Below are 20,071 nucleotides of genomic sequence, written 5' to 3'. Positions count from 1 at the left end.
TCTCCCAGGGGGAGAGGGGACCGATTGGGGGATATTTGGGAGGTACACCGACCTGAACGTTTTTCGTTGAATCCATAATCGACTCGTTTTTTCAGGTCGATATATGACGCAAGACACCTCGGCCGGCTCCCTCTCCCTCTGGGAGAGGGCTGGGCGGGCGGCGTTCCGATGAGGGGCTTCTGGGCTTGTAAGGCTTCTGAATCAAACAAAAAACCCGGCCGAAGCCGGGTTTCTCATCAAGCAATCACTGCATCCACGGTGGTGGCGGTGGCTCGTCAGACTTGCCTTTCGGCTCGTCGTCCGATGCACGGATGGCCTGCTTGCGTTCCTCGTCGAGGCGCGCCGCTTCGATCTCGCGCAGAACTCCGCCAACATCGGCCAGGTCTTCCGGATCATCGAACTCACCGGTCAGCACACTGTTCGGGTGCAAGGTGCCAGCTTCGTACAACGCCCACATTTCCTTGGCGTATTTGGTCAGCTTCAACTCCGGGGCAAAGCGTCCGAAGTAGGAAGCCATGTTGCCAACGTCGCGTTCCAACATGCTGAACGCGTGGTTGTTGCCGGCAGCGTCGACAGCTTGCGGCAGGTCGATGATGACCGGGCCGGTCGGCGTCAACAGCACGTTGAACTCCGACAGGTCGCCGTGCACCAGACCGGTACACAACATCAGCACGATCTGCGAAATCAGGAACGCGTGATACTCGCGCGCCTGATCCGGCTCCAGCACCACGTCATTGAGACGCGGCGCGGCGTCGCCGAACTCGTCGGCCACCAGTTCCATCAACAGCACGCCGTCGAGGAAATCGTACGGTTTGGGCACCCGCACGCCGGCGCCGGCCAGACGGAACAGCGCCGCCACTTCGGCGTTCTGCCAGGCATCTTCGGTCTCTTTGCGACCGAACTTGGAGCCTTTCGCCATTGCGCGAGCCTGTCGGCTGTTGCGCACCTTGCGGCCTTCCTGATACTCGGCCGCCTGGCGGAAACTGCGTTTGTTCGCCTCCTTGTAGACCTTTGCGCAACGTAACTGATTGCCGCAGCGCACCACATAAACAGCTGCTTCTTTACCACTCATCAGTGGGCGCAGCACTTCGTCGACCAGACCGTCCTCGATCAGGGGTTCAATGCGTTTTGGAGTCTTCATCAGCTTTTATTGTGGGTCCTTTATTACCAAACACGCGAATGTCACTCGTTATACGGCAATCCTCGCATCACGGGGAGGGGTTGCCGACCTGTGAACGTTGAGAATGCACACACTGTGCCGGATTAAACAGGGCCAACTCTGCGCTCGCGCATCGACCGTGGGGAATCATAGCCGAGGCTGTTGTACTTGTTGGTACATGTCTTCAAGGGCATTTGCGACAGAATCTGACATCCGGCTGTTGTCCCCTCGGCAGTTTTTTGCAAAGTCGCCTCAATTTCCCTGTTTTGCAGCCGAAGCCCTCAATGACAGAGGGATTTGTCCGACAATCGTTCCACAACAATCAACGATGCCGTGCTCGGGGATACGGGTGATCCACAACGTTTTCGGCTGCCAATAAACCACAAGTCATCTGCACTGCGTGGGCCTACAAGAAAATCTGGAGCGCGGATGAACATCAAACAGAAATTGACGTGGGCGTTTGCAATCATCGCCTGCTTGCCGGTGGTGCTAGTCGCAACGCTGGTGGTGATGAACCTGCGCAGCGATGCCCGGGACAGTTTTGTCGACAGCAGCGGTCGCGAAATTCGTCAGGTCAGCAATGCCATGCAGCTGTTTTTTGATGGCATCAGCCAGAACGTCGATTACCTGGCGTCGCAGCCGCTGATCAAAAACACCGACGACAGCCTCAAGACCTACATGAGCGCCAACGCCGAATCCATCCCGCAAGGCGAGATGGACAAAAAGGTCTTCGCGTTCCTCCAGGACCTGGGCAACGCCCACCCGGCTTACGCCTACGCCATCGTTGGCACCGCCGCCGGCGGTTATGTGTCGTGGCCGGACGATCCGAAGCTCAACAACTACGACCCGCGTCAGCGGCCGTGGTACAAGGCTGCCCAGGCCAAACCGGGCAAACCGTTGCGGACCGCCGCTTACTACTGGGCGCAGGACGATGCGACCTACGTCAGCACCGTGCGCACCATCGACAACAAACTCGGCAGCAACGGCGGCGTGGTCAGCATCGACGTGACGCTCAAGCAGCTCACCGAGATCGTCAAACAGATCAAGCTGGGCGAAACCGGCTACCTGATGCTTCTGGAAAACAGCGGCACGGTGCTGGTCGATCCGAAACAGCCGGAACACAATTTCAAGCCGCTGGACAGCCTAGGCGAAGGCTATGCGCAACTGGCCAAGGCGGGCAAAGGCCTGGTCGAAGTCGAGCTTAACGGCGAGCGCTACATGGCCAACGTCTGGCCATCGGAGCAATTGGGCTGGACCTTCGTCGGCCTGATCAAGCAGAGCGATGTGATGAGCTCCGCCACGCAACTGACCTGGCTGATCGCGATCATCGCCGCCGTGCTGGCCGTGCTATTCGCCGTGGTCGGCGCCAGTTTTGCCAGCCTGATCGTGCGGCCGATCCGCAGCGTCGCCAGTGGCCTGGAAGGCATCGCGCAGGGCGAAGGCGACCTGACCAAAAACCTCGATATCCGAGGCAACGACGAAACCGCGCAACTGGCCAACTGGTTCAATCAGTTCCTCACCGCGATCCGCAGCCTGATTCAGCATATCGGCGGCGCCGCCGGGAAAATCCTCGCGACCTCGCAGAGTTCGACCCGCGTCTCAAGCGACATGGCCGAAGCCGCCGGGCGTCAGCGTGAAGCCGTGGACATGGTCTCGACCGCGTTCCACGAAATGGTCGCCACCGCCAACGAAGTCGCACGCTCGTGCAGTCAGGCAGCGGATTCGGCCGACAGCGGCCAGCGGCAGGCCCGCCAAGGTCAGCAGCAGATTGATGCGGCGGTAAACAGCGTCGACCAACTAAGCCAGGAGCTGGAGCAATCGGCGCAGTCTATGCAGCAACTGGAGCGTGACAGCAACGATATCCAGTCGATCCTCGGCACCATCCGCTCCATCGCCGAGCAGACCAACCTGCTGGCGCTCAACGCCGCCATCGAAGCAGCGCGCGCCGGTGAGCAGGGCCGTGGTTTTGCCGTGGTCGCCGATGAGGTGCGCGCACTGGCCAAACGCACGGCGGATTCGACGGCAGAAATCGACGCTTTGCTCGGCAATCTGGCCAAGCGCACCAGCCAGGTCACGCAGCAGATGCACGCCAGCCTGCAGGTTTCGCAGCAATCGGTGACGCGTATCGGCGAGGCGCGCGAGAGTTTCGGGCAGATCCGCGAGTCGGTGGACGTGATCCGTGACATGAACACGCAGATCGCCACCGCCGCCGAAGAACAACATCAGGTAGCTGAGGACATCAACAGGCACATCAGCCAGATTCACGGGGATGCGCAGTTGGTGGCGGAACTGGCCAACTCGGCGCGCCTGGATTCGCAGAGTCTGGCGGGGTTGTCGAATGAGTTGGATGGGTTGGTCAGACGGTTTCGTACCTGAACCTCAAAAGCCACCCTCATCGGAACGCCGCCCGCCCAGCCCTCTCCCTGAGGGAGAGGGGGCTGACCGAGGTGTCTGGCGTTATGCATCGACCTGAAATACCGCGTCGAATATGGCTTGGCAGAATTCTCCAAATCAGTTCGATTCCGGATTCAGCACGACTCTCTCAGGTCGGTGTAACTCCGAAGCATCCCCCAATCAGTCCCCTCTCCCTTTGGGCGGTCCGACGTTTCGGGAGGGTTAGGGGCTCTTTCAGCGTCAGCGTTCGATGATGGCGGTGACACCCTGCCCGCCCGCCGCGCAAATCGAGATCAGGCCCCGGCCCTTCCCCGCTGCGTCCAGCAACTTCGCCAGGTTCGCCACGATGCGCCCACCGGTCGCCGCAAACGGATGCCCGGCCGCCAGCGAACTGCCCTTCACGTTCAGCCGGCTACGATCAATCGAACCCAACGGCGCGTCGAGTCCCAAACGGGTTTTGCAGTATTCGGGATCTTCCCAGGCCTTCAGCGTGCACAGCACTTGCGCCGCGAACGCTTCATGAATTTCGTAGTAGTCAAAATCCTGCAAGGTCAGCCCGTTGCGTGCCAGCACCCGTGGCACGGCATACACCGGCGCCATCAGCAGCCCTTCGGCGCCGTTGACGAAATCCACTGCCGCCGCTTCGCCATCGCGCAGATACGCGAGAATTGGCAAACCCCGTTCCTTCGCCCATTCCTCACTGCCGAGCAATACCACCGACGCGCCATCGGTCAGCGGCGTGGAGTTGCCTGCCGTCAACGTGCCTTTGGCGCTTTTTTCAAAGGCCGGTTTCAGCGTCGCGAGTTTTTCCAGGGTCAGGTCCGGGCGCAGGTTGTTGTCGCGGGTTAGACCAAGGAACGGCGTCATCAGGTCGTTGTGCCAGCCTTCGCTGTAGGACGCGGCGAGTTTGTGATGACTTCCGAGGGTCAGTTGATCCTGCTCTTCACGCGGGATCTGCCAGGTCTGCGCCATCAATTCACAGTGCTCGCCCATCGACAGCCCAGTGCGTGGTTCGCCGATGCGTGGAAAGTCGGGAATCAGATGTTTGGGGCGCAGTTGCAGAAAGGTTTTCAGTTTGTCGCCGGTGGTCTTGGCGCGGTTGGCTTGCAGGAGGATTCTGCGCAGGCCTTCGCTGACACCGATCGGCGCGTCCGAGGTGGTGTCGACGCCGCCGGCGATGCCGCTCTCGATCTGGCCGAGGGCGATCTTGTTCGCCACCAGAATCGCCGCTTCCAGACCGGTGCCGCAGGCTTGCTGAATGTCATAGGCGGGCGTGGCGGGTGACAGACGTGAGCCGAGCACGCATTCACGGGTCAGACTCATATCTCGTGACAATTTCAGCACCGCGCCCGCCACCACTTCACCGATGCGCTGGCCATGCAGGTTGTAGCGTTCGATCAGGCCCTCAAGGGCGGCGGTGAGCATCGCCTGATTGCTGGCCGTAGCGTACGGCCCGTTGGAACGGGCGAAAGGGATACGGTTACCGCCAATGATCGCGACGCGGCGCAGCTGACTCATGAATAACTCCTTTTCCGAAGGTTTGAATTCACGCCAATCCCCTGTAGGAGTGAGCCTGCTCGCGATAGCGGTGGGTCAGATAAACATTTCTTGACTGATACACCGCTATCGCGAGCAGGCTCACTCCTACAGGGGTCAGCTGTGTTTCTGAATGTGGGTTCGGCAACACAAACGCCGGGGGCAAACTACTCTGCTGTTCTAGCGTAGGCCTTATTGCGTGGATCGAACGATTGATTGCCATCGGTAGTCCACACTTTGAACCCCAACTTCTGGAGAGCGTTCCATGTCTGACCGCTATATCGACTTCGCCAACTCGTCCATCGGCCATCGCCTGGTCGGGGCGCTGGGCCTGCCGTCGCCGGTGCGGCTGGAACGCTGGCAGGCCGGGCGCCTGCGGCCGGTGGAAGGGGCGCTGCTGATCGGCGGCGGGCCGCTGGCGGAGCGCGTCAGTGCCTTCGCCAACCGTTTGACCGACGGCATCTACCGTTACGGCGAACAACCGGCAACCGCCACCGAATGGATTCCCGGCCACGGCCCGAAACTCAAAGCCGTGGTGTTCGACGCCAGCGAACTGCTGCACACCAACCAGCTCAAGCAACTGCGCGAATTCTTCCAGCCGTTGATGAAGAATCTAGAGCATAGCGCCCATCTGGTGATTCTTGGCCGTGCGCCGGAAACCCTCAGTGATCCGTTTGCTGCCAGTGCGCAACGAGCGCTGGAAGGGTTTTTCCGTTCGCTGGCCAAGGAACTGCGCAGCGGCGGCACGCTGCAATTGATCTACGTCGGTGAGGGCGCCGAAGATCAACTGGAAGGCCCGCTGCGGTTTTTCCTCTCGCCGAAAAGTGCGTTCGTGTCCGGCCAGGTGATCCGCCTGACGGCTTGTGCGACGCCAGTGACTGACTGGACACGGCCGCTGGCCGGACGCAAGGCGCTGGTCACTGGTGCGGCTCGCGGTATCGGCGCATCGATTGCCGAGACCCTGGCGCGCGACGGCGCCGAGGTGATCCTGCTCGACGTGCCGCCGGCGAAGACCGATCTGGAAGCCCTCGCCGCCCGCCTCGGCGGCCGCGCGATTACCCTGGATATCTGCGCCACCGACGCCGCCACGCAACTGATCGGACAACTGCCTGACGGCCTCGATATTCTGGTGCACAACGCCGGCATCACCCGCGACAAAACCTTGGCCAATATGACCCCGGAATTTTGGGATGCAGTGCTGGCGGTCAACCTCAACGCGCCGCAAGTGCTGACCCAGGCACTGCTCGACAGCGGCACGCTGCACGACAACGCGCGGGTGATTCTGCTGGCCTCGATCAGCGGCATTGCCGGCAATCGCGGGCAAACCAACTACGCCGCGAGCAAGGCCGGGCTGATTGGTCTTGCGCAGGCCTGGGCACCGACACTGCTGGAACGCGGCATCAGCATCAACGCCGTTGCGCCCGGTTTTATCGAAACGCAAATGACTGCACACATTCCGTTTGGCCTGCGTGAGGCGGGCCGGCGCATGAGTTCGCTCGGTCAGGGCGGTTTACCGCAAGACGTCGCCGAAGCCGTCGCGTGGCTGGCGCAACCGGGCACCGGCGCATTCACCGGGCAGGCACTGCGCGTCTGTGGACAAAGCGTTCTGGGGGCTTAGGCATGAGCATGGAATGGCATACGCTGGATCGCGAACCGAGTCTGCCCGGGCTCTACGCACGGGCGGCGACGCGACGCAAAATCACCGGCACCCAATTACCCGACAGCGGCTTGCGCTGTTGGGTCGATGTCGATGGCCAACGCCTGGCAGGCTATCGCAAGGTCTGCGGATTCGTCGATGACGGTCTATTGCCGCCGACGTATCCGCACATCCTCGCCTTTGCATTGCAGATGCAATTGCTCACCGCCAAAGCATTTCCGTTCCCGCTGTTGGGGCTGATTCATCTGAGCAACCGCATTCGCGTGTTGCGCCCGATGGGTGGGATCGGTCGGGCGCAGGTCAGCGTGCGCGTGACGAATCTGCAAGCGCATCCCAAAGGTGCGACGTTCGATCTGCTGACCACCCTGGATGATCAGCTCGGGCCGTTGTGGGAAGCCGAAAGCCAGATGCTCTGTCGCGGTGTGAAACTTGAGGGCGAGCCGGCCGAGCAGACCTGGGAGCCGTCGCAATCGCTGGTGGAGGTGGCGCGCTGGAAAGCCCCGGTCGATATCGGTCGGCAATACGCCAAAGTGTCCGGCGACTACAACCCGATTCACCTGAGTGCGGCCAGTGCCAGGCTGTTTGGCTTTCCAACAGCGATCGCCCATGGTTTGTGGAACAAGGCGCGAACGCTCGCGGCGCTGGGCGATCATTTGCCCAAGGCCAACCTTGAGATCGCCGTGCACTTTCGTAAACCGGTGCGCCTGCCCAGTGAGGTGACCTTGCTGGCGAGTGCGGCGGGGTCCAGTGGTGAGTTGCGGCTGATCGGTGCACAAGACCTCGAACACATGGTCGGGCAGTGGCAACCCATTGCCTGAGCTCGCGGCACACCATTAATTGTGTGTATATAACTTAAGTTTTCGCCGTCCTTCCCCCTTCCACTGAAAAAACCAGGGCCTTGATTATCAAGGCCTTTTTTTGTCCGGCTATATCCTGGGTATTAGTCCTTAGGCGCTGAACTTCACCTTATATATAAAGGCGTTAATACCAACTTGAGAATGGCCTGAAACCTGCCCCTGGACTGAGATTGAGCACAACGGGCGAAGGCATCACCGACAACAGATCGGCGAGCCATCGAAGACAACGAACGTTGTGACAGGTGCAAGGAATCTCAATCATGAAAACTCAAAACGTGTGGTGCAAATCGGCAATCGCTCTGGCATTGATTCTCTCCCTTGGCGTCACCGGGTGCAGCAGCGGTGGTGGCGGTCATAAAAGCAGTTCCGGCAGTTCTTCGGCGGATGGTACGGCGGGTACTGGTGGCACATCGGGTACTGGCAGCACAGGTGGCACGGGTGGCAGCGGTGATACCGCAGGCACTGGCGGAACCGGTGGCACGGGTGGTACAGGCGGCACTGGTGGCACTGATCCGACTAATCCAACCAACCCGACAGACCCGACAGACCCGACTGACCCCACTAACCCGACCAACCCAACCACCACACCGTTGGTGACCACCACGTTGGTGCAGGATGTCGGTAATACCGTCGCTGGCGTCGGCGATGGCGTTGGCCAGATCGGCGACTCGCTGAGCACCGTACCGGTGGTCGGTGGTGTGGTGCAGAGTGCGGCCAACACCGCAGGCAATGTTGTCAGCACCTTGGGTGATGGCGTCGCCGATGGCGTAGGCAAACTGGCCACCGACCCTAATGGCCTGACCACCACCGTTGCTTCGGTTGGCGGTGTAGTGACGGATGTTGGCAACGGCGTCTCCGACCTCAGCGCCAAGCTGTCCACTGCCACCACCAGCGTGCCAGTGGTGGGCGGTGTAGTCACCAGAGTCGCGCCGTTGGTTGATGGGGTCGGCGAGAAAGTCACCATGCTCGGTAATACCCTCGACACCACGCTGACCAGCGGCCCGACCAGTCAACTGACAAACAAACTCGGCAGTAGCCTGGTGCCAGTGATCGCGATGGTTGAAAGCACCACTGACAAAGTCGGCGATGCGACCGGTCTGGGCGATCCGCTCAAAGGCGTGGTTGCGCAAGTCGGTGGCGCGGTGAACACACTGGGCGGCAATGTTACCGATGCGGGTAACGGCAACGCCTTGACCAACACACTCGGCGGCGCGTTGAGCGATACCGGCACCGCAGTCGCCAAGGCCGGTGGTCTGGTGTCCAACGGCACTGGTTCGGGTACTGGTGGAGTGGGCGGTGGCCTCGGTGGTACTGGCCTGCTGCAAACCGTTGGCGGCGCGGTGGTCAATGTCGGCTCAGGTCTGGCGGCAGGCAACGGCACTCTCGCAGCGCCTGGCAACGTCCTCGCTGCGGCCGGCAACACAGTGGCTTCGCTCAACACCGTACTCGGCGGTTCGGGCACCCCGATCACCGCAACCACCTCACCTCTGGCCACGGTTGGCGGAACCTTGGGGGCAGGCCTGAACCCGGTTACCAGTGCGGTTACCAACGTGACCCAACAAGTCGGCGCCGCTACCGGTATCGGCTCACCTGTTGCAGGTCTCACCGGCCAGGTGGGCGGCGCGGTCAGCAGTATCGGCGGCAGCATTGCCGCGACCAACAACCCGGTCACCACCGCAGTCGGTGGTCTGGTCAGCAACGTTGGCGGCACCGTCGCCGCCGTCGGTGGCCTGGTCAACGGCGGTACCAGCGGGGGTACCACCAGTGGCGGTCTGGGCGGTGTACTCGGTGGTCTGACTGGCACCCTGGGAGGCAACACACGCTAAATTGCACCTGGCCGATTCGACGGCCTCACCTACAGCGCCTACGCTTGGTTGAGGGCGGAAGATTCCCACGAGTCTTCCGCCTTTTTTCTTAGGAAAATTCAGCCCAGTGCCGTGATCTGACCATGGAGTGTCCTATGCGCGTAATGGCATCCCTGCTATTCCTCAGTCTCAGTTCCGCCGCCCTCGCCGACACCCTGCCCAGCTTTCTCAACAGCAACGAAACCATCCGCAATCTGCCGGTGCCGAACCTGCCGGCCGATGCCTATCGCCCAAGCGCCACGCCCGTGCAGGTGCCGGACGCCGGTGCCGCCGCTGCGCAACCGCTGTTGATGGACACCAAGATCAAACTGCAAACCGTGCAGATCGAAGGCGGCACCCTCTACCCGCTCAACGAGCTCGCCGAAATCTATAAGCCCCTGATCGGCCGGCAAGCCACGCTCGCCGAGCTGATCGAGGCCACGCGCAACATCACTCGACGCTATCAGCAGGACGGCTACCTGCTGTCCTACGCGTTCTTGCCGCAGCAAAATTTCAATGACGGCGTAGCGCGCGTGGTGCTGGTGGAAGGCTACGTCCGCGATATCCAGATCCAGGGCGATGTCGGCCGGGTCAAAGTCCTGCTCGACAAACTGGCGGCGAAGATTCAGACCGAGCGGCCGCTGACCCGCAAGACGTTCGAGCGCTACACCACGCTGATGACGCGCATTCCCGGGGTGACGATCCAGGCCCAGGTGCCACCGCCCGGCACCACCGACGGCGCCACAACACTGGTGGCCCAGGCCAGTCGCAAACCCTTCACCAGTACGCTGAGCACCACCGAAGACAACCGCAACGGCACCCAGGCCCTGCTCGGTGTCAGCAGCAATTCGCAGACCGCGATGGGCGAGCAACTGACCCTCAGCGGCCTGTTCCCACCGGGTGACGATCACGAACATTACTACCGGCTCGACTACAACCAGTTCATCAATGACGAGGGCGCACAACTGGCGCTGTCGGCTTCACGCTACCGTGCTGACCCCGGCACCAATGTCCTGCTCGACAATGGCCTGCAACTCAAACCGCACCGCGAAAACGACCGCTACTCGATCGGTTTCACCTTGCCACTGATTGCCGCCTCCAACGAACTGCTAACGGCCGGTTCAAGGCTTTACGCGGTCAACGACAAGACCCGCTACAAGGTGATCGGCTTCCCGCTGAGTGTCGAAGAACGCACCGACATCCGCGCCCTCGCCTTCGAGAGCGACTGGCGCAAGGCCGATGCCCGCCAACTGCGAATCCTCAGTGGCGGTGTGTACCAAGGCGTCGACAGCATGGGCGCGAAAACCAACAACAACGCCATCGACCTCGACTTCTTTCGCCTGCGCCTGTCTGGCGTGCAGAGCGACAAGTTCCTCGACAACTGGCAAGGCGTGCTGTCTGCCGCACTGTACTGGAGCGACGACACCCTGCCCGACAGCGAGCGCGCGGTGTTCGGCGGGCAGAACTTCGGTCGTGGTTATCCCGACGATCAAGCCTCCGGCGACAAGGGCTGGGGCGTGGCGTACGAGGTCAACTACAGCTTCAACCGCGACGGCAACTGGGTGCGCATCCTGCAACCGTACTTCGTCCTTGATCGCTCACGCAGCTGGTTCAACGAATTGCCGGTAAAGGCCAACAACCTGTCATCGGCGGCGATCGGGCTACGGTTTGGCGATGCCAAGTACTACAACATTGCGCTGGAAGCGGCGAAGGCGATGTCGGATGAAGCGCTGGACACGTTCAATCGCCGGACGCGGTACAGCATCAGTTTCAGTTATCAGTTGTAAGCCGAAACACCCAAGAGGCTTCTGCAGCGGCGGGTGGAGTGTACAAACGGCAGAACTGGGTCGGATTGCAGGCCGCCATCGCGAGCAGGCTCATTCCTACAGTTGGATTGAGTGCATTCAGTTAGAAATTGGCCGGCTGTCAGGCCGCTTTCGCAGGAACGCCGTCCGCAGCAAACTCGCCCCCACAGAAAAGCCAAAGCAAAACAGCGCACACCGCGCACACCGCACACCGCACACCGCGCACCGCGCACCGCGCATCGCTACCGCTCCTCACCACTCAACAGGATGAGCGTTAGCTCGGCTGCAGCTCTTGATCTTGATTCACCGGCCGCGTCGGCAGGCTGAGTGGAGGGATTGATCCGGGGGGTGGGAGCGCAGCGACCGTTTGGCGAAGCCAAACACAGCGAGAGGAGGTGCAGCGAAGCAAACCGTAGGCGCTGCCCCCGGATCGATCCCGGAGCGAAGGAACCCCGAGCCTCAGCGAGTGGGCCGAACGTTGCGGCAAGCCTTTTTGGGTACTTTTTCGGCGTCTGGAAAAAGTGCCTCGCCGTAAGGGCGAAACCGCCAGCTGCAACACCCAAAAAAACGGATATTCACCCAAAACACCCAAAGCACGGTCGGCCCAGAGGCCGCCGAGCTCAACCTCAGCCAACCTGAACCTTAGGCTTGGGAAACAAATTATCCAAAGTCTCCAACAACCTGACGTAATAAATCGGCTTGCGAAACAGATCCACCACCTGCAACCGCAACAAATCACTGACGTCTTCCATATCCGCATGCCCCGACATCACAATCACCGGCAAATGCTGCCGAGAAGTATGCTCACGCAACCGCTTGATCAACGACATCCCGGACTCCTCCGGCATACGCAAATCAGTAATCACCAGCGCGATATCGGGATGGCGAGTCAGATGATGCAACGCCAGCTTCACCGACGTCGCCGCATGACAGACAAACCCCTCACCCTCCAGCAACTCCGCCAGTTCCAGCAACGCGTCCTCTTCATCGTCAACCAAAAGCAACTGTTGGCGGTGCGGCGAAGACGCGTTCATAGGCAATACCTGAAAGCTGAATGGAAAATCCATTGTAGTGCGATATCAGCCAGGTGCAGCGTTCCCATGACTCAAGGCGTCGGCCGTGTCACAGCCGTACCATCAAGAGACGTCAAAATATTATTGAAGATCGCCAGCACCCTATCGCCAAGAGGGGTTACGAATGCCACAACCACGACAGCGACCATCGCCACCACAATGGCGTACTCGATCGCCGAAGCCCCTTCTTCATTCTTGATGAACACCCGGGCTCTGGACATTAGATAGTCGAAAGTCATGCGAAACATAGGACTGCTCCTTTGCGCCTCTGGCGCTGATGTCACTACAACGGCAAAGACCCACCGTGCCATTTGAGCATTGTCAAGAAACCCCCACCCAACAACTGTAAGAACGGATTAACCGGAAAGTATTAATCCAATCGTGTTTTTGCCATCGGCTGCTGTTAATTGGCCAAGACTCATACTTTCGTGAGTTATTTTCCTGTCAGTAATGGCGTTTTGGCTTGGATCAGCTAGCGTGGAAATAGCGAAATAGTTGCATGTTCATAGCTGCCGGATTGGGAACTTCTCTCGTTAGCAATAGCAGTGGGTAGTGCAGCAGGAAAGGGAGAGCCGTCATGAACAGTCGCGTCACCATGGGCCTTGCAGCCATCCTGTTATTGGGAGCCATTTTTGTCGGTTACTGGGGACTGGTACTCAGTCGTCAACCAGCGCCCGTCGCCGTCGCCCCCGTCGCCCCAACTGTCACTGTTGAAAAAACTGTCGCGATCGCCGAAGACCAGACCCGCCAACCCGTGGTGGTGCTGCTGCACGACGTGCCACCCTTCACTGCGCTGACCGCCGCCGATGTAGCGGTGGAAAAACTGCGCAGTGCACCGGCAGGCAGCTTGAGCAGTATCGATCAGGCCGTCGGTCGCACACCCTGGCGGCACCTCAGCGCCGGCACCTGGCTGAACGATGAAAGCTTCACCGCCGGCGGTTCACTGGCACGCATGATTCACAGTGACGAACGCGCGCTCACCGTGGCTGTTGACGAAGTGATCGGTGCCGCCGGGCAACTGATTCCCGGCGATTACGTCGATGTCTTGCTCTACTTGCGCCAGGATTCCAGCAACCTCGAACAGTCGGCGCAGATCGTTTTGCCGGCCATGCGCGTGCTTGGCGTGGGTGACCAGTACGGCCTGACCAACGACGGTCAACCGGCCTCGCCGGCCCTGAGTGCAGACGAAAAACTCAAACAGGATCAACGCCGCGTTGCCGCGCGCACCGTGGTGCTGGCGGTGCCGGAACAACTGCTCAGTCGCCTGATGCTCGCCACCCAGGCCGGCACCTTGCGCCTGGCCGTACGCAGCAGTGAAGAACAACGCCTGGCCAAATACTGGGCCGGCGAAAAACAGTCCACGGCCCATCTCGACACCGCCAACCGACAACTCTTCCAGTTCACCCAACTGGCCATGGGCACCGCACCGAAAGCACCGTCCAGCGGTGGTGCCGGTGGTGCCGCACGGCCTGCCGTGGAAATTATTCGCGGCAACCAGATCACCCAACAAAACCCATGACTGCGCAAGGATCCAAGGGCATGCAGAGTCGTTTCAGGCCGACATTCAAACCTATGCTGCGCGCCTTGTTATTGATGGGACTGTCGATGGACGCTGCGTTCGCGGCAGTCGGCAATTGTTCGGCACTGGGGCGCATGCCGCCAGTGATCGAAATCGGCGAAGGGTTTCAGCAGGACGTGCAGTCCCCCGTGGCGATCACGCGTCTGGCCATCGGCGACCCGAAAATCGCCGACGTACATGCCAATGGCAGTTCGTCCTTTCTGCTCACCGGCGTTGCGCCCGGTGCCACCAGCCTGATGGTCTGGACGTCGTGTTCAAGCGAACCGCGCCAAAGCATGGTCTTTGTTCAGGGCGCCGCCACTGCCGCCATGACCGGCTCCCTACCCTCGGATGACCCGAGCCTGCCGTCGCAAGTGCAGACCGACATTCGTTTCGTCGAAGTCAGCCGCACCAAACTCAAGGAAGCAACCGCCTCGCTGATCGGCACGCGCGGCAACTTTCTGTTCGGTTCGCCCGGCACCTTGCCGCCGATTGACGGGGTGCCGCAGCCCCGCCTGCCAGTGGACAACTCACTGTTCAACTTCTCGTGGGTCGGCGGCAAGACCATGGCGATCATCAATGCGTTGGAAACCAGCGGCTTCGCCTATACCCTCGCGCGGCCAAGTCTGGTGGCGTTGAACGGGCAGAGCGCAAGCTTTCTGGCCGGCGGTGAAATTCCGATTCCGGTGCCCAGCTCCGGCAGCGACAGCGTGTCGATCGAGTACAAGGAATTCGGCATCCGCCTGACCCTCACGCCCACCATCATCGGTCGCGACCGCATCGCGTTGAAGGTCGCCCCGGAAGTCAGCGAACTGGACTTCAGTAACGCCGTACAGATCGCCGGCACCACTGTGCCGGCGCTGACTATCCGCCGCACCGACACCAGCGTGTCGCTTGGCGACGGCGAGAGTTTCGTCATCAGTGGCTTGATCAGCACCACCAACAGCTCGCAAGTGAACAAGTTTCCCGGCCTCGGTGACATCCCGGTGCTCGGCGCTTTTTTCAAAGGCTCGCAGATCAAGCGCGAAGAGCGCGAACTGTTGATGATCGTGACGCCGCATCTGGTGCAGCCATTGGCCGCCGATGCCCAGTTGCCGTCGTTACCCGGGGAAAAACTGCGCAATTACGACCCGAATTTCTACCGCATGTTTTTTCTTGAGAACGGCAATTTCGACAAGCGCAGCGGGTTATCGCAATGAGCCAGAACCTGAGCCAGACCTTTCTCGCCATCACCCGCAACAGCACCGATCTGGAGTGGCTGCAGGGCGCACTCGCGCCGCTCGGTCAGGTAGTCAGCGCCGGCGGCGGCAGCCTCGACGAACTGCTGGCGCTGGTGGATGTCACCTTTGCCAGCCTGGTGTTCGTCGGCCTGGATCGCGAGCACGTGGTCGCCCAGAGCGCGTTGATCGAAGGCGCGCTGGAGGCCAAACCGATGCTGGCGATCGTGGCCCTCGGCGACGGCATGGACAATCAGCTGGTGCTCAATGCCATGCGTGCCGGGGCCCGGGATTTTGTCGCCTACGGTTCGCGCTCCAGTGAAGTCGCCGGGCTGGTGCGGCGCTTGAGCAAACGCCTGCCGCCCGTAGCGCCGAATACGCAACTCGGCGGCCTTACGGTCATGTATGGCGTGCAGAGCAGTTCCGATGGAGCACTGTTGGCCAACCATATGGCCCTGGTGGTGCAAAAGAGCGGTCAGCAAACCTTGCTGCTCGATCTCGGTCTGCCGCGCGGTGACAGCCTCGCCCTGCTCGGGCTGGAAAGTTCGTTTCACTTTGGCGATGCCCTGCGTCACTTGCGCCGGCTCGACGCCACACTGATCGACAGCGCCTTCACCAGCGCCGAAGCCGGCCTGCGCATTCTCGCCTACGCCAGCAACGATGAGCCGTTGGAAAACACCAGCGCCGCCGAGCTGTACATGTTGCTCAGCGCCCTGCGCCAGCACTTCCAGCACATCGTCGTGAACCTCACCGGGCAGACCGACAGCGAGGCGTTGCGCACCTTTGTCAGCCATTGCGACAAGTTGCTCTGGTACACCGACCAGAACGTGCTCAACTGCCGGCGCAACCTCGCCGTGCTCAATCTGTGGCGAGAAAAAGGCATGAAGCTCGACCACGGGCGGCTGCTGATCGACCGTTACTTGAGCAACGTTGCGCCCAATTCGGAAACCCTCGGCAAGACCTTCAATCTGGAAGTGATCGCCACGCTGGCCCTCACTCCAGAAGTGCGCCTGAACGCAAAAAACCAGGGCGTCAGCCTGTTCGAACTGGCCCCGCGCGAAAAACTCACCCAGAGCCTGCGTGCGCTCGGTGAACGTCTGGCCAAACGTTCCGAGGGTCTGGCCAAGCCCAAAGTCACATGGTTCGACCGCTTGCGAGGCACCTCATGAGCGCAGAAAAACTCTTCGGCGCTGCGCCCCGCAGCAGCGGCGGCAACAGCGATCACGAAGGCCTGAAACTGGTCCTGCATCGCTACATCATCGACGCCCTCGAAGAGTCGGGCAAAAACTTGCTGGAAGGTTCACGCCAACAACTCGCACAGTTCGTCACCGACAAAGTCGCCGAGTACATCGCCCGTTTGCACCTGGCGATTTCCCGCTACGAGATGGAGCGGCTAGCCGAAGAGATCGTCGACGAACTCACCGGTTTCGGTCCGCTGGAGGTGTTGCTGCGCGATCACTCGGTGACGGAGATTCTGGTCAACGGCCCGCACCGGGTATTCATCGAACGCGACGGTGTGCTGCACCAGAGTGACCTGCGGTTTATCGATGCCCATCACGTCGAACGCGTGATGCAACGCATCCTTGCACCACTCGGACGACGCCTCGACGAGTCCTCACCGATGGTCGACGCACGCCTGCCCGATGGCAGTCGGGTCAATGCGATCATTCCGCCGATTGCCCTCGACGGCCCCTGCCTGTCGATTCGCAAATTCCGCAAGGACATGCTTAAAAGCAGCGACCTGATCGCCATGCAAACCGTCGACCTGTCGATCTTCGAGTTTTTCCAGGATGCCGTCGGCAAGCGCTGCAACATCCTGATCAGCGGCGGCACCGGCACCGGCAAGACCACGCTGCTGAACATTCTCAGCCAGTTGATCAACCCGCACGAACGTCTGGTGACCATCGAAGACGTCGCCGAATTGCAGCTCGGCCACCCCCACGTGGTGCGCCTGGAAACCCGTCCGCCGAATGCCGAAGGCCACGGTGAAGTGAAGGCCAGCGACCTGATCCGCAATGCCCTGCGGATGCGCCCCGACCGGATCATCCTCGGCGAGATTCGTGGCGTCGAAGTGGTCGATGTACTCACGGCGATGAACACCGGTCACGACGGCTCGATGAGCACCGTGCACGCCAACAACGCCCAGGATGCGCTGCTGCGCCTGGAAACGCTGGTCGGTCTGACGGGCCGTTCCATCGCCGAACGCACCCTGCGCCAGATGATCTGCGCGGCCCTCGACGTGATCATCCAGTTGACGCGCATGCCTGACGGGCGCCGTTGCGTCAGCGAGGTCGTGGAAGTGGTCGGCATTCGCGAAGACGTCTACGTCACCAACACGCTGTTCCGCCTCGACCGCCGCAGCGGTTTCGGTTTCTTGCGCGAAGCCGTCAATCCGGCCGGCGACAAGCTGCGCCACGAGACACATCTGGGCTGACGGCAAGGAGCATCGAGCATGCTGGGACCGATCATTCTCATCGTTATCTGCCTGACGCTGCTGGGGCTGTCGATCCGCCTGTTCCTGCAAGGTCTGCGCAAGACTGCAACGGAAAAAGTCCTCAATCGACTGGCCGCCGGGCAACCGCAACTGGCTGCCGAAAAACCTGTGTGGGTCGGACTGGAACGGATGTTTCTGCGTGCCGGACTGGGCCGCCCGACCGAGCGTTTCGGCCTGTGGCTGAGTCTGTGGGCGCTGGCGATGGCCCTGGGTTATTTTCTCGCCGACTGGGTCGGCCTGCTGCTAATGATCTTCGTACCGCCGCTCGCGCTGCGGCTGTACATCGCCGTGCTCTACCAGCGCCGGATCAAACGCATGATCGAGCAACTGCCGCAGTTGCTTGATCACACCGTGCGTAGCCTGAAGTCCGGGCGCACCCTGAGTGACGCGGTCATGGGCGGCATTGAGGCCAGCGAAGATCCGTTGAAAACAGCCATGGGTCGGGTCCAGCGCAACGTGCAATTGGGCGTGAATTTGCCGGATGCCGTCAGCGACTTTGCCGAACTGTATGAACAGGATGAACTGCGCATGTTCGCCCTCGGCCTGAAGGTCAATCATCGCTACGGCGGCAATGCCAGTGAACTGCTGGAGAACCTGATCAAACTGATCCGCGAACGCGACCAGGGTGCGCGGCAACTGCGCGCCCTCACCGGCGAAACGCGCATGACCGCGTGGGTGCTCGGCTCGTTGCCGTTGCTGCTGGTGAGTTACTTCATGCTGACCAATCCCGGCTACATGCTCGGGATGTGGAACGACGCGAGCGGGCAGCAAATGCTGATCAGCGCTGCCGTGTTGCAAGTGTTCGGCAGCCTGGCGCTGTGGCGCATGTTGAGGAGCGTCTGACATGGTCTGGCTCGCGGCACTGATGTTGCTGCTCGGCGCCTTGATGCTGGTGATCAATCACCTGCTGATGGAGCGGCGCCGGGTGCGTCAGATCAATCAGCGCCTGCAAGGACAACTGGTGCGCGAGAATCGCTTCGGCAACTGGTTGCGCGCATTGGGCAGCAGTAAGTTCGGGCAACGCTCGGTGAGCATCGACAGCGAAACCCAGACCCTGCTCAACCGCATCGGCTGGCGCCGGGCCAATGAACGCGCGCTTTTTGCGGCCTGCCAGATCGGCACGCCGCTGCTAACGTTGGGTTTGGCAATTTTTCTGCAAGAGGTGTTTTTCCCCCAGGCTGACAACCGCTGGATCGTGCCGATGCTCGCCACCGGCGGCGGCTATCTGCTGCCCAAACGCTTGCTGGCCTTCGCGGCGGCACGCCGGCAGCAAACCATCGCCGTGGAGGTGTCGACGTTCATTCCGCTGCTGCGCATCCTTTTCGAATCCGGCATGGCCGTCGAACAAGCCCTGCGGGTACTCAGCATTGAAGCGCAAAAACTGCTGCCGGAACTGACCAGCGAACTGCGCCTGATTCTGGCCCGTGTCGACAGCGGCCTGGAACTTGGCCAGGAGTTGAACAAAGCCGCGGTGATGCTCGCCGTGGACGAATTCAGCGACACCTGCGTGATCCTGCAGCAACTGATTCAACAGGGCGGCGGCGCGATGAAATCGCTGCTGGCGCTCAAGCAACTGCTCGATGACCGACGCCTGACCCGCCTGCAGGAATACATCTCGAAAATGTCGGCGAAGATGTCTGTAGTGATGATGCTGTTTCTGTTTCCGGCACTGCTGATCGTCCTCGCCGGCCCCGGCTTCACTGCGATTGCCCGGGCGTTCGCAAACTGACCTTGCTCATGGAGAGCGTTTGATGAAAGTACTGATAGTCATGGCAAGTCTGTTGCTGCTCGGCGGTTGCGCCACCGACGGCCAGGCACCCTGGACAGCACTGCTGTCACCGAGCAGTTGCAGCAAAATGACTCAGGAGCAGGAACTGGCCCTGAACCTCGCCGACAACCTGGCCAACGACGGCAAGTTGCACGCCAGCCTGGCCAACCTGCAAAGCCTGCCGGACAACATCAGCGAAGTGCGCCTGCGCAAAGCCAAGGTCTATCGTCTGCTCGGCCGTAGCGAAGCCGAGCCGCTGTACCGCGGCCTGCTCGGCGGCTGCCTGACCGCCGAAGCCGAACACGGCCTCGGTCAGCTCTACGCTGCTCGCGGCGACAACGGCCAGGCCCAGGCCCACCTGCAACGCGCCGCCCGCCTGGCCCCCACCGACGAAAAAATCCGCAACGACCTGGGCGTGGTCTATCTCAATCAACTGCGCCTCAACGATGCGCGCTTCGAGTTCCTCACCGCCATCGAACTCAAGCAGAACAATCAATTGGCGACACTGAACATGGTCACCCTGCTGCTGTACCAGAACGACTGGCCACAAGCCGCCGAAATCGTCAGCCGCGCGAAACTGACCCCGCAACAATTCACCGAAGCCCAGCAACGCGCAGAAAAACTCAAAGCCCCGGTCAAGGCCAAACCCGCCACCAGCAATCAAGTGGCCGCCGTCGCTGACCCGTTGCCGCCATCGCTCAAATAAGGA

The 20,071-nt window shown here is 61.0% G+C and carries 16 protein-coding genes and 1 pseudogene; 13 read left to right on the top strand and 4 right to left on the bottom strand.

Annotated features, from left to right (window positions below):
- Positions 1–244 precede the first annotated feature (244 nt).
- Positions 245–1,141 carry a PA4780 family RIO1-like protein kinase gene (locus LOY43_RS03315; RefSeq protein WP_095047388.1) on the bottom strand — a complete coding sequence of 299 codons (897 nt, stop codon included), beginning with the start codon at positions 1,139–1,141 and terminating at the stop codon, positions 245–247.
- 447 nt (positions 1,142–1,588) lie between these two features.
- Between LOY43_RS03315 and LOY43_RS28790 the strand changes: the two are divergent.
- Both LOY43_RS28790 and LOY43_RS28785 read left to right on the top strand, forming a co-directional pair.
- Positions 1,589–2,677 (top strand): annotated as a pseudogene (locus tag LOY43_RS28790) (cache domain-containing protein); the annotation flags it as partial.
- A 90-nt stretch (positions 2,678–2,767) separates the two neighbouring features.
- On the top strand, positions 2,768–3,535 hold the full coding sequence (locus tag LOY43_RS28785; RefSeq protein ID WP_407082809.1) for a methyl-accepting chemotaxis protein: 768 nt from the start codon (positions 2,768–2,770) through the stop codon (positions 3,533–3,535).
- 258 nt (positions 3,536–3,793) lie between these two features.
- On the opposite strand, the gene LOY43_RS03305 is transcribed toward LOY43_RS28785, so the two are convergent.
- The gene (locus LOY43_RS03305; RefSeq protein ID WP_095047386.1) at positions 3,794–5,071 is read right to left on the bottom strand and encodes an acetyl-CoA C-acetyltransferase; all 1,278 of its coding nucleotides are present in this window, start codon (positions 5,069–5,071) and stop codon (positions 3,794–3,796) included.
- A gap of 283 nt (positions 5,072–5,354) precedes the next feature.
- On the opposite strand from LOY43_RS03305, the gene LOY43_RS03300 reads away from it, so the two are divergent.
- The 4 genes from LOY43_RS03300 (at position 5,355) to LOY43_RS03285 (ending at position 11,234) form a co-directional block, all read left to right on the top strand.
- The gene (locus LOY43_RS03300) at positions 5,355–6,707 is read left to right on the top strand and encodes a 3-oxoacyl-ACP reductase (RefSeq protein ID WP_258709192.1); all 1,353 of its coding nucleotides are present in this window, start codon (positions 5,355–5,357) and stop codon (positions 6,705–6,707) included.
- 2 nt (positions 6,708–6,709) lie between these two features.
- The gene (locus LOY43_RS03295; protein ID WP_095047384.1) at positions 6,710–7,564 is read left to right on the top strand and encodes a MaoC family dehydratase; all 855 of its coding nucleotides are present in this window, start codon (positions 6,710–6,712) and stop codon (positions 7,562–7,564) included.
- Between the two features lie 299 nt (positions 7,565–7,863).
- Entirely contained in the window at positions 7,864–9,429 is a 1,566-nt protein-coding gene (locus tag LOY43_RS03290; RefSeq protein ID WP_258709191.1) for a collagen-like triple helix repeat-containing protein, read from the top strand.
- 134 nt (positions 9,430–9,563) lie between these two features.
- Positions 9,564–11,234 (top strand): ShlB/FhaC/HecB family hemolysin secretion/activation protein, encoded by a 1,671-nt coding sequence (locus LOY43_RS03285; RefSeq protein WP_095126097.1) that lies wholly within the window; start codon positions 9,564–9,566, stop codon positions 11,232–11,234.
- A 644-nt stretch (positions 11,235–11,878) separates the two neighbouring features.
- Here the strand turns inward: LOY43_RS03285 and LOY43_RS03280 are convergent.
- Positions 11,879–12,286: a response regulator gene (locus LOY43_RS03280; protein WP_095047381.1), complete on the bottom strand. Its 408-nt coding sequence runs from the start codon at positions 12,284–12,286 to the stop codon at positions 11,879–11,881.
- 71 nt (positions 12,287–12,357) lie between these two features.
- Entirely contained in the window at positions 12,358–12,564 is a 207-nt protein-coding gene (locus LOY43_RS03275) for a Flp family type IVb pilin (protein ID WP_095047415.1), read from the bottom strand.
- A gap of 338 nt (positions 12,565–12,902) precedes the next feature.
- Between LOY43_RS03275 and cpaB the strand changes: the two genes are divergently transcribed.
- Genes cpaB through LOY43_RS03240 form a run of 7 tightly spaced genes read left to right on the top strand, consistent with a single transcriptional unit; the run spans position 12,903 to position 20,068 of the window.
- Positions 12,903–13,844 carry a Flp pilus assembly protein CpaB gene (gene cpaB, locus LOY43_RS03270; protein WP_095047380.1) on the top strand — a complete coding sequence of 314 codons (942 nt, stop codon included), beginning with the start codon at positions 12,903–12,905 and terminating at the stop codon, positions 13,842–13,844.
- Positions 13,845–13,864: 20 nt separating this feature from the next.
- Positions 13,865–15,082 (top strand): type II and III secretion system protein family protein, encoded by a 1,218-nt coding sequence (locus LOY43_RS03265; protein WP_095047379.1) that lies wholly within the window; start codon positions 13,865–13,867, stop codon positions 15,080–15,082.
- Positions 15,079–16,269 (top strand): Flp pilus assembly protein, ATPase CpaE, encoded by a 1,191-nt coding sequence (locus tag LOY43_RS03260; RefSeq protein WP_007914643.1) that lies wholly within the window; start codon positions 15,079–15,081, stop codon positions 16,267–16,269. Before LOY43_RS03265 ends, LOY43_RS03260 begins: the two co-directional genes overlap by 4 nt.
- Positions 16,266–17,534, top strand: coding sequence for a CpaF family protein (locus LOY43_RS03255; RefSeq protein ID WP_093430272.1), 1,269 nt, complete (start codon positions 16,266–16,268; stop codon positions 17,532–17,534). Before LOY43_RS03260 ends, LOY43_RS03255 begins: the two co-directional genes overlap by 4 nt.
- 18 nt (positions 17,535–17,552) lie before the next feature.
- The gene (locus LOY43_RS03250; protein WP_095047377.1) at positions 17,553–18,437 is read left to right on the top strand and encodes a type II secretion system F family protein; all 885 of its coding nucleotides are present in this window, start codon (positions 17,553–17,555) and stop codon (positions 18,435–18,437) included.
- Between the two features lies 1 nt (position 18,438).
- Positions 18,439–19,323: a type II secretion system F family protein gene (locus LOY43_RS03245; RefSeq protein WP_258709190.1), complete on the top strand. Its 885-nt coding sequence runs from the start codon at positions 18,439–18,441 to the stop codon at positions 19,321–19,323.
- Positions 19,324–19,345: 22 nt separating this feature from the next.
- Positions 19,346–20,068, top strand: a complete 723-nt coding sequence (locus tag LOY43_RS03240) for a tetratricopeptide repeat protein (RefSeq protein WP_095047375.1) — start codon at positions 19,346–19,348, stop codon at positions 20,066–20,068.
- Positions 20,069–20,071: the final 3 nt, after the last annotated feature.

Origin of the sequence: Pseudomonas sp. B21-041, from assembly GCF_024748675.1 — a bacterium.
Classification (GTDB): Bacteria; Pseudomonadota; Gammaproteobacteria; order Pseudomonadales; family Pseudomonadaceae; genus Aquipseudomonas; species Aquipseudomonas neuropathica.
Note: the sequence above shows the minus strand (reverse complement) of the source record. Positions and strands in the feature narration are given on the sequence as shown.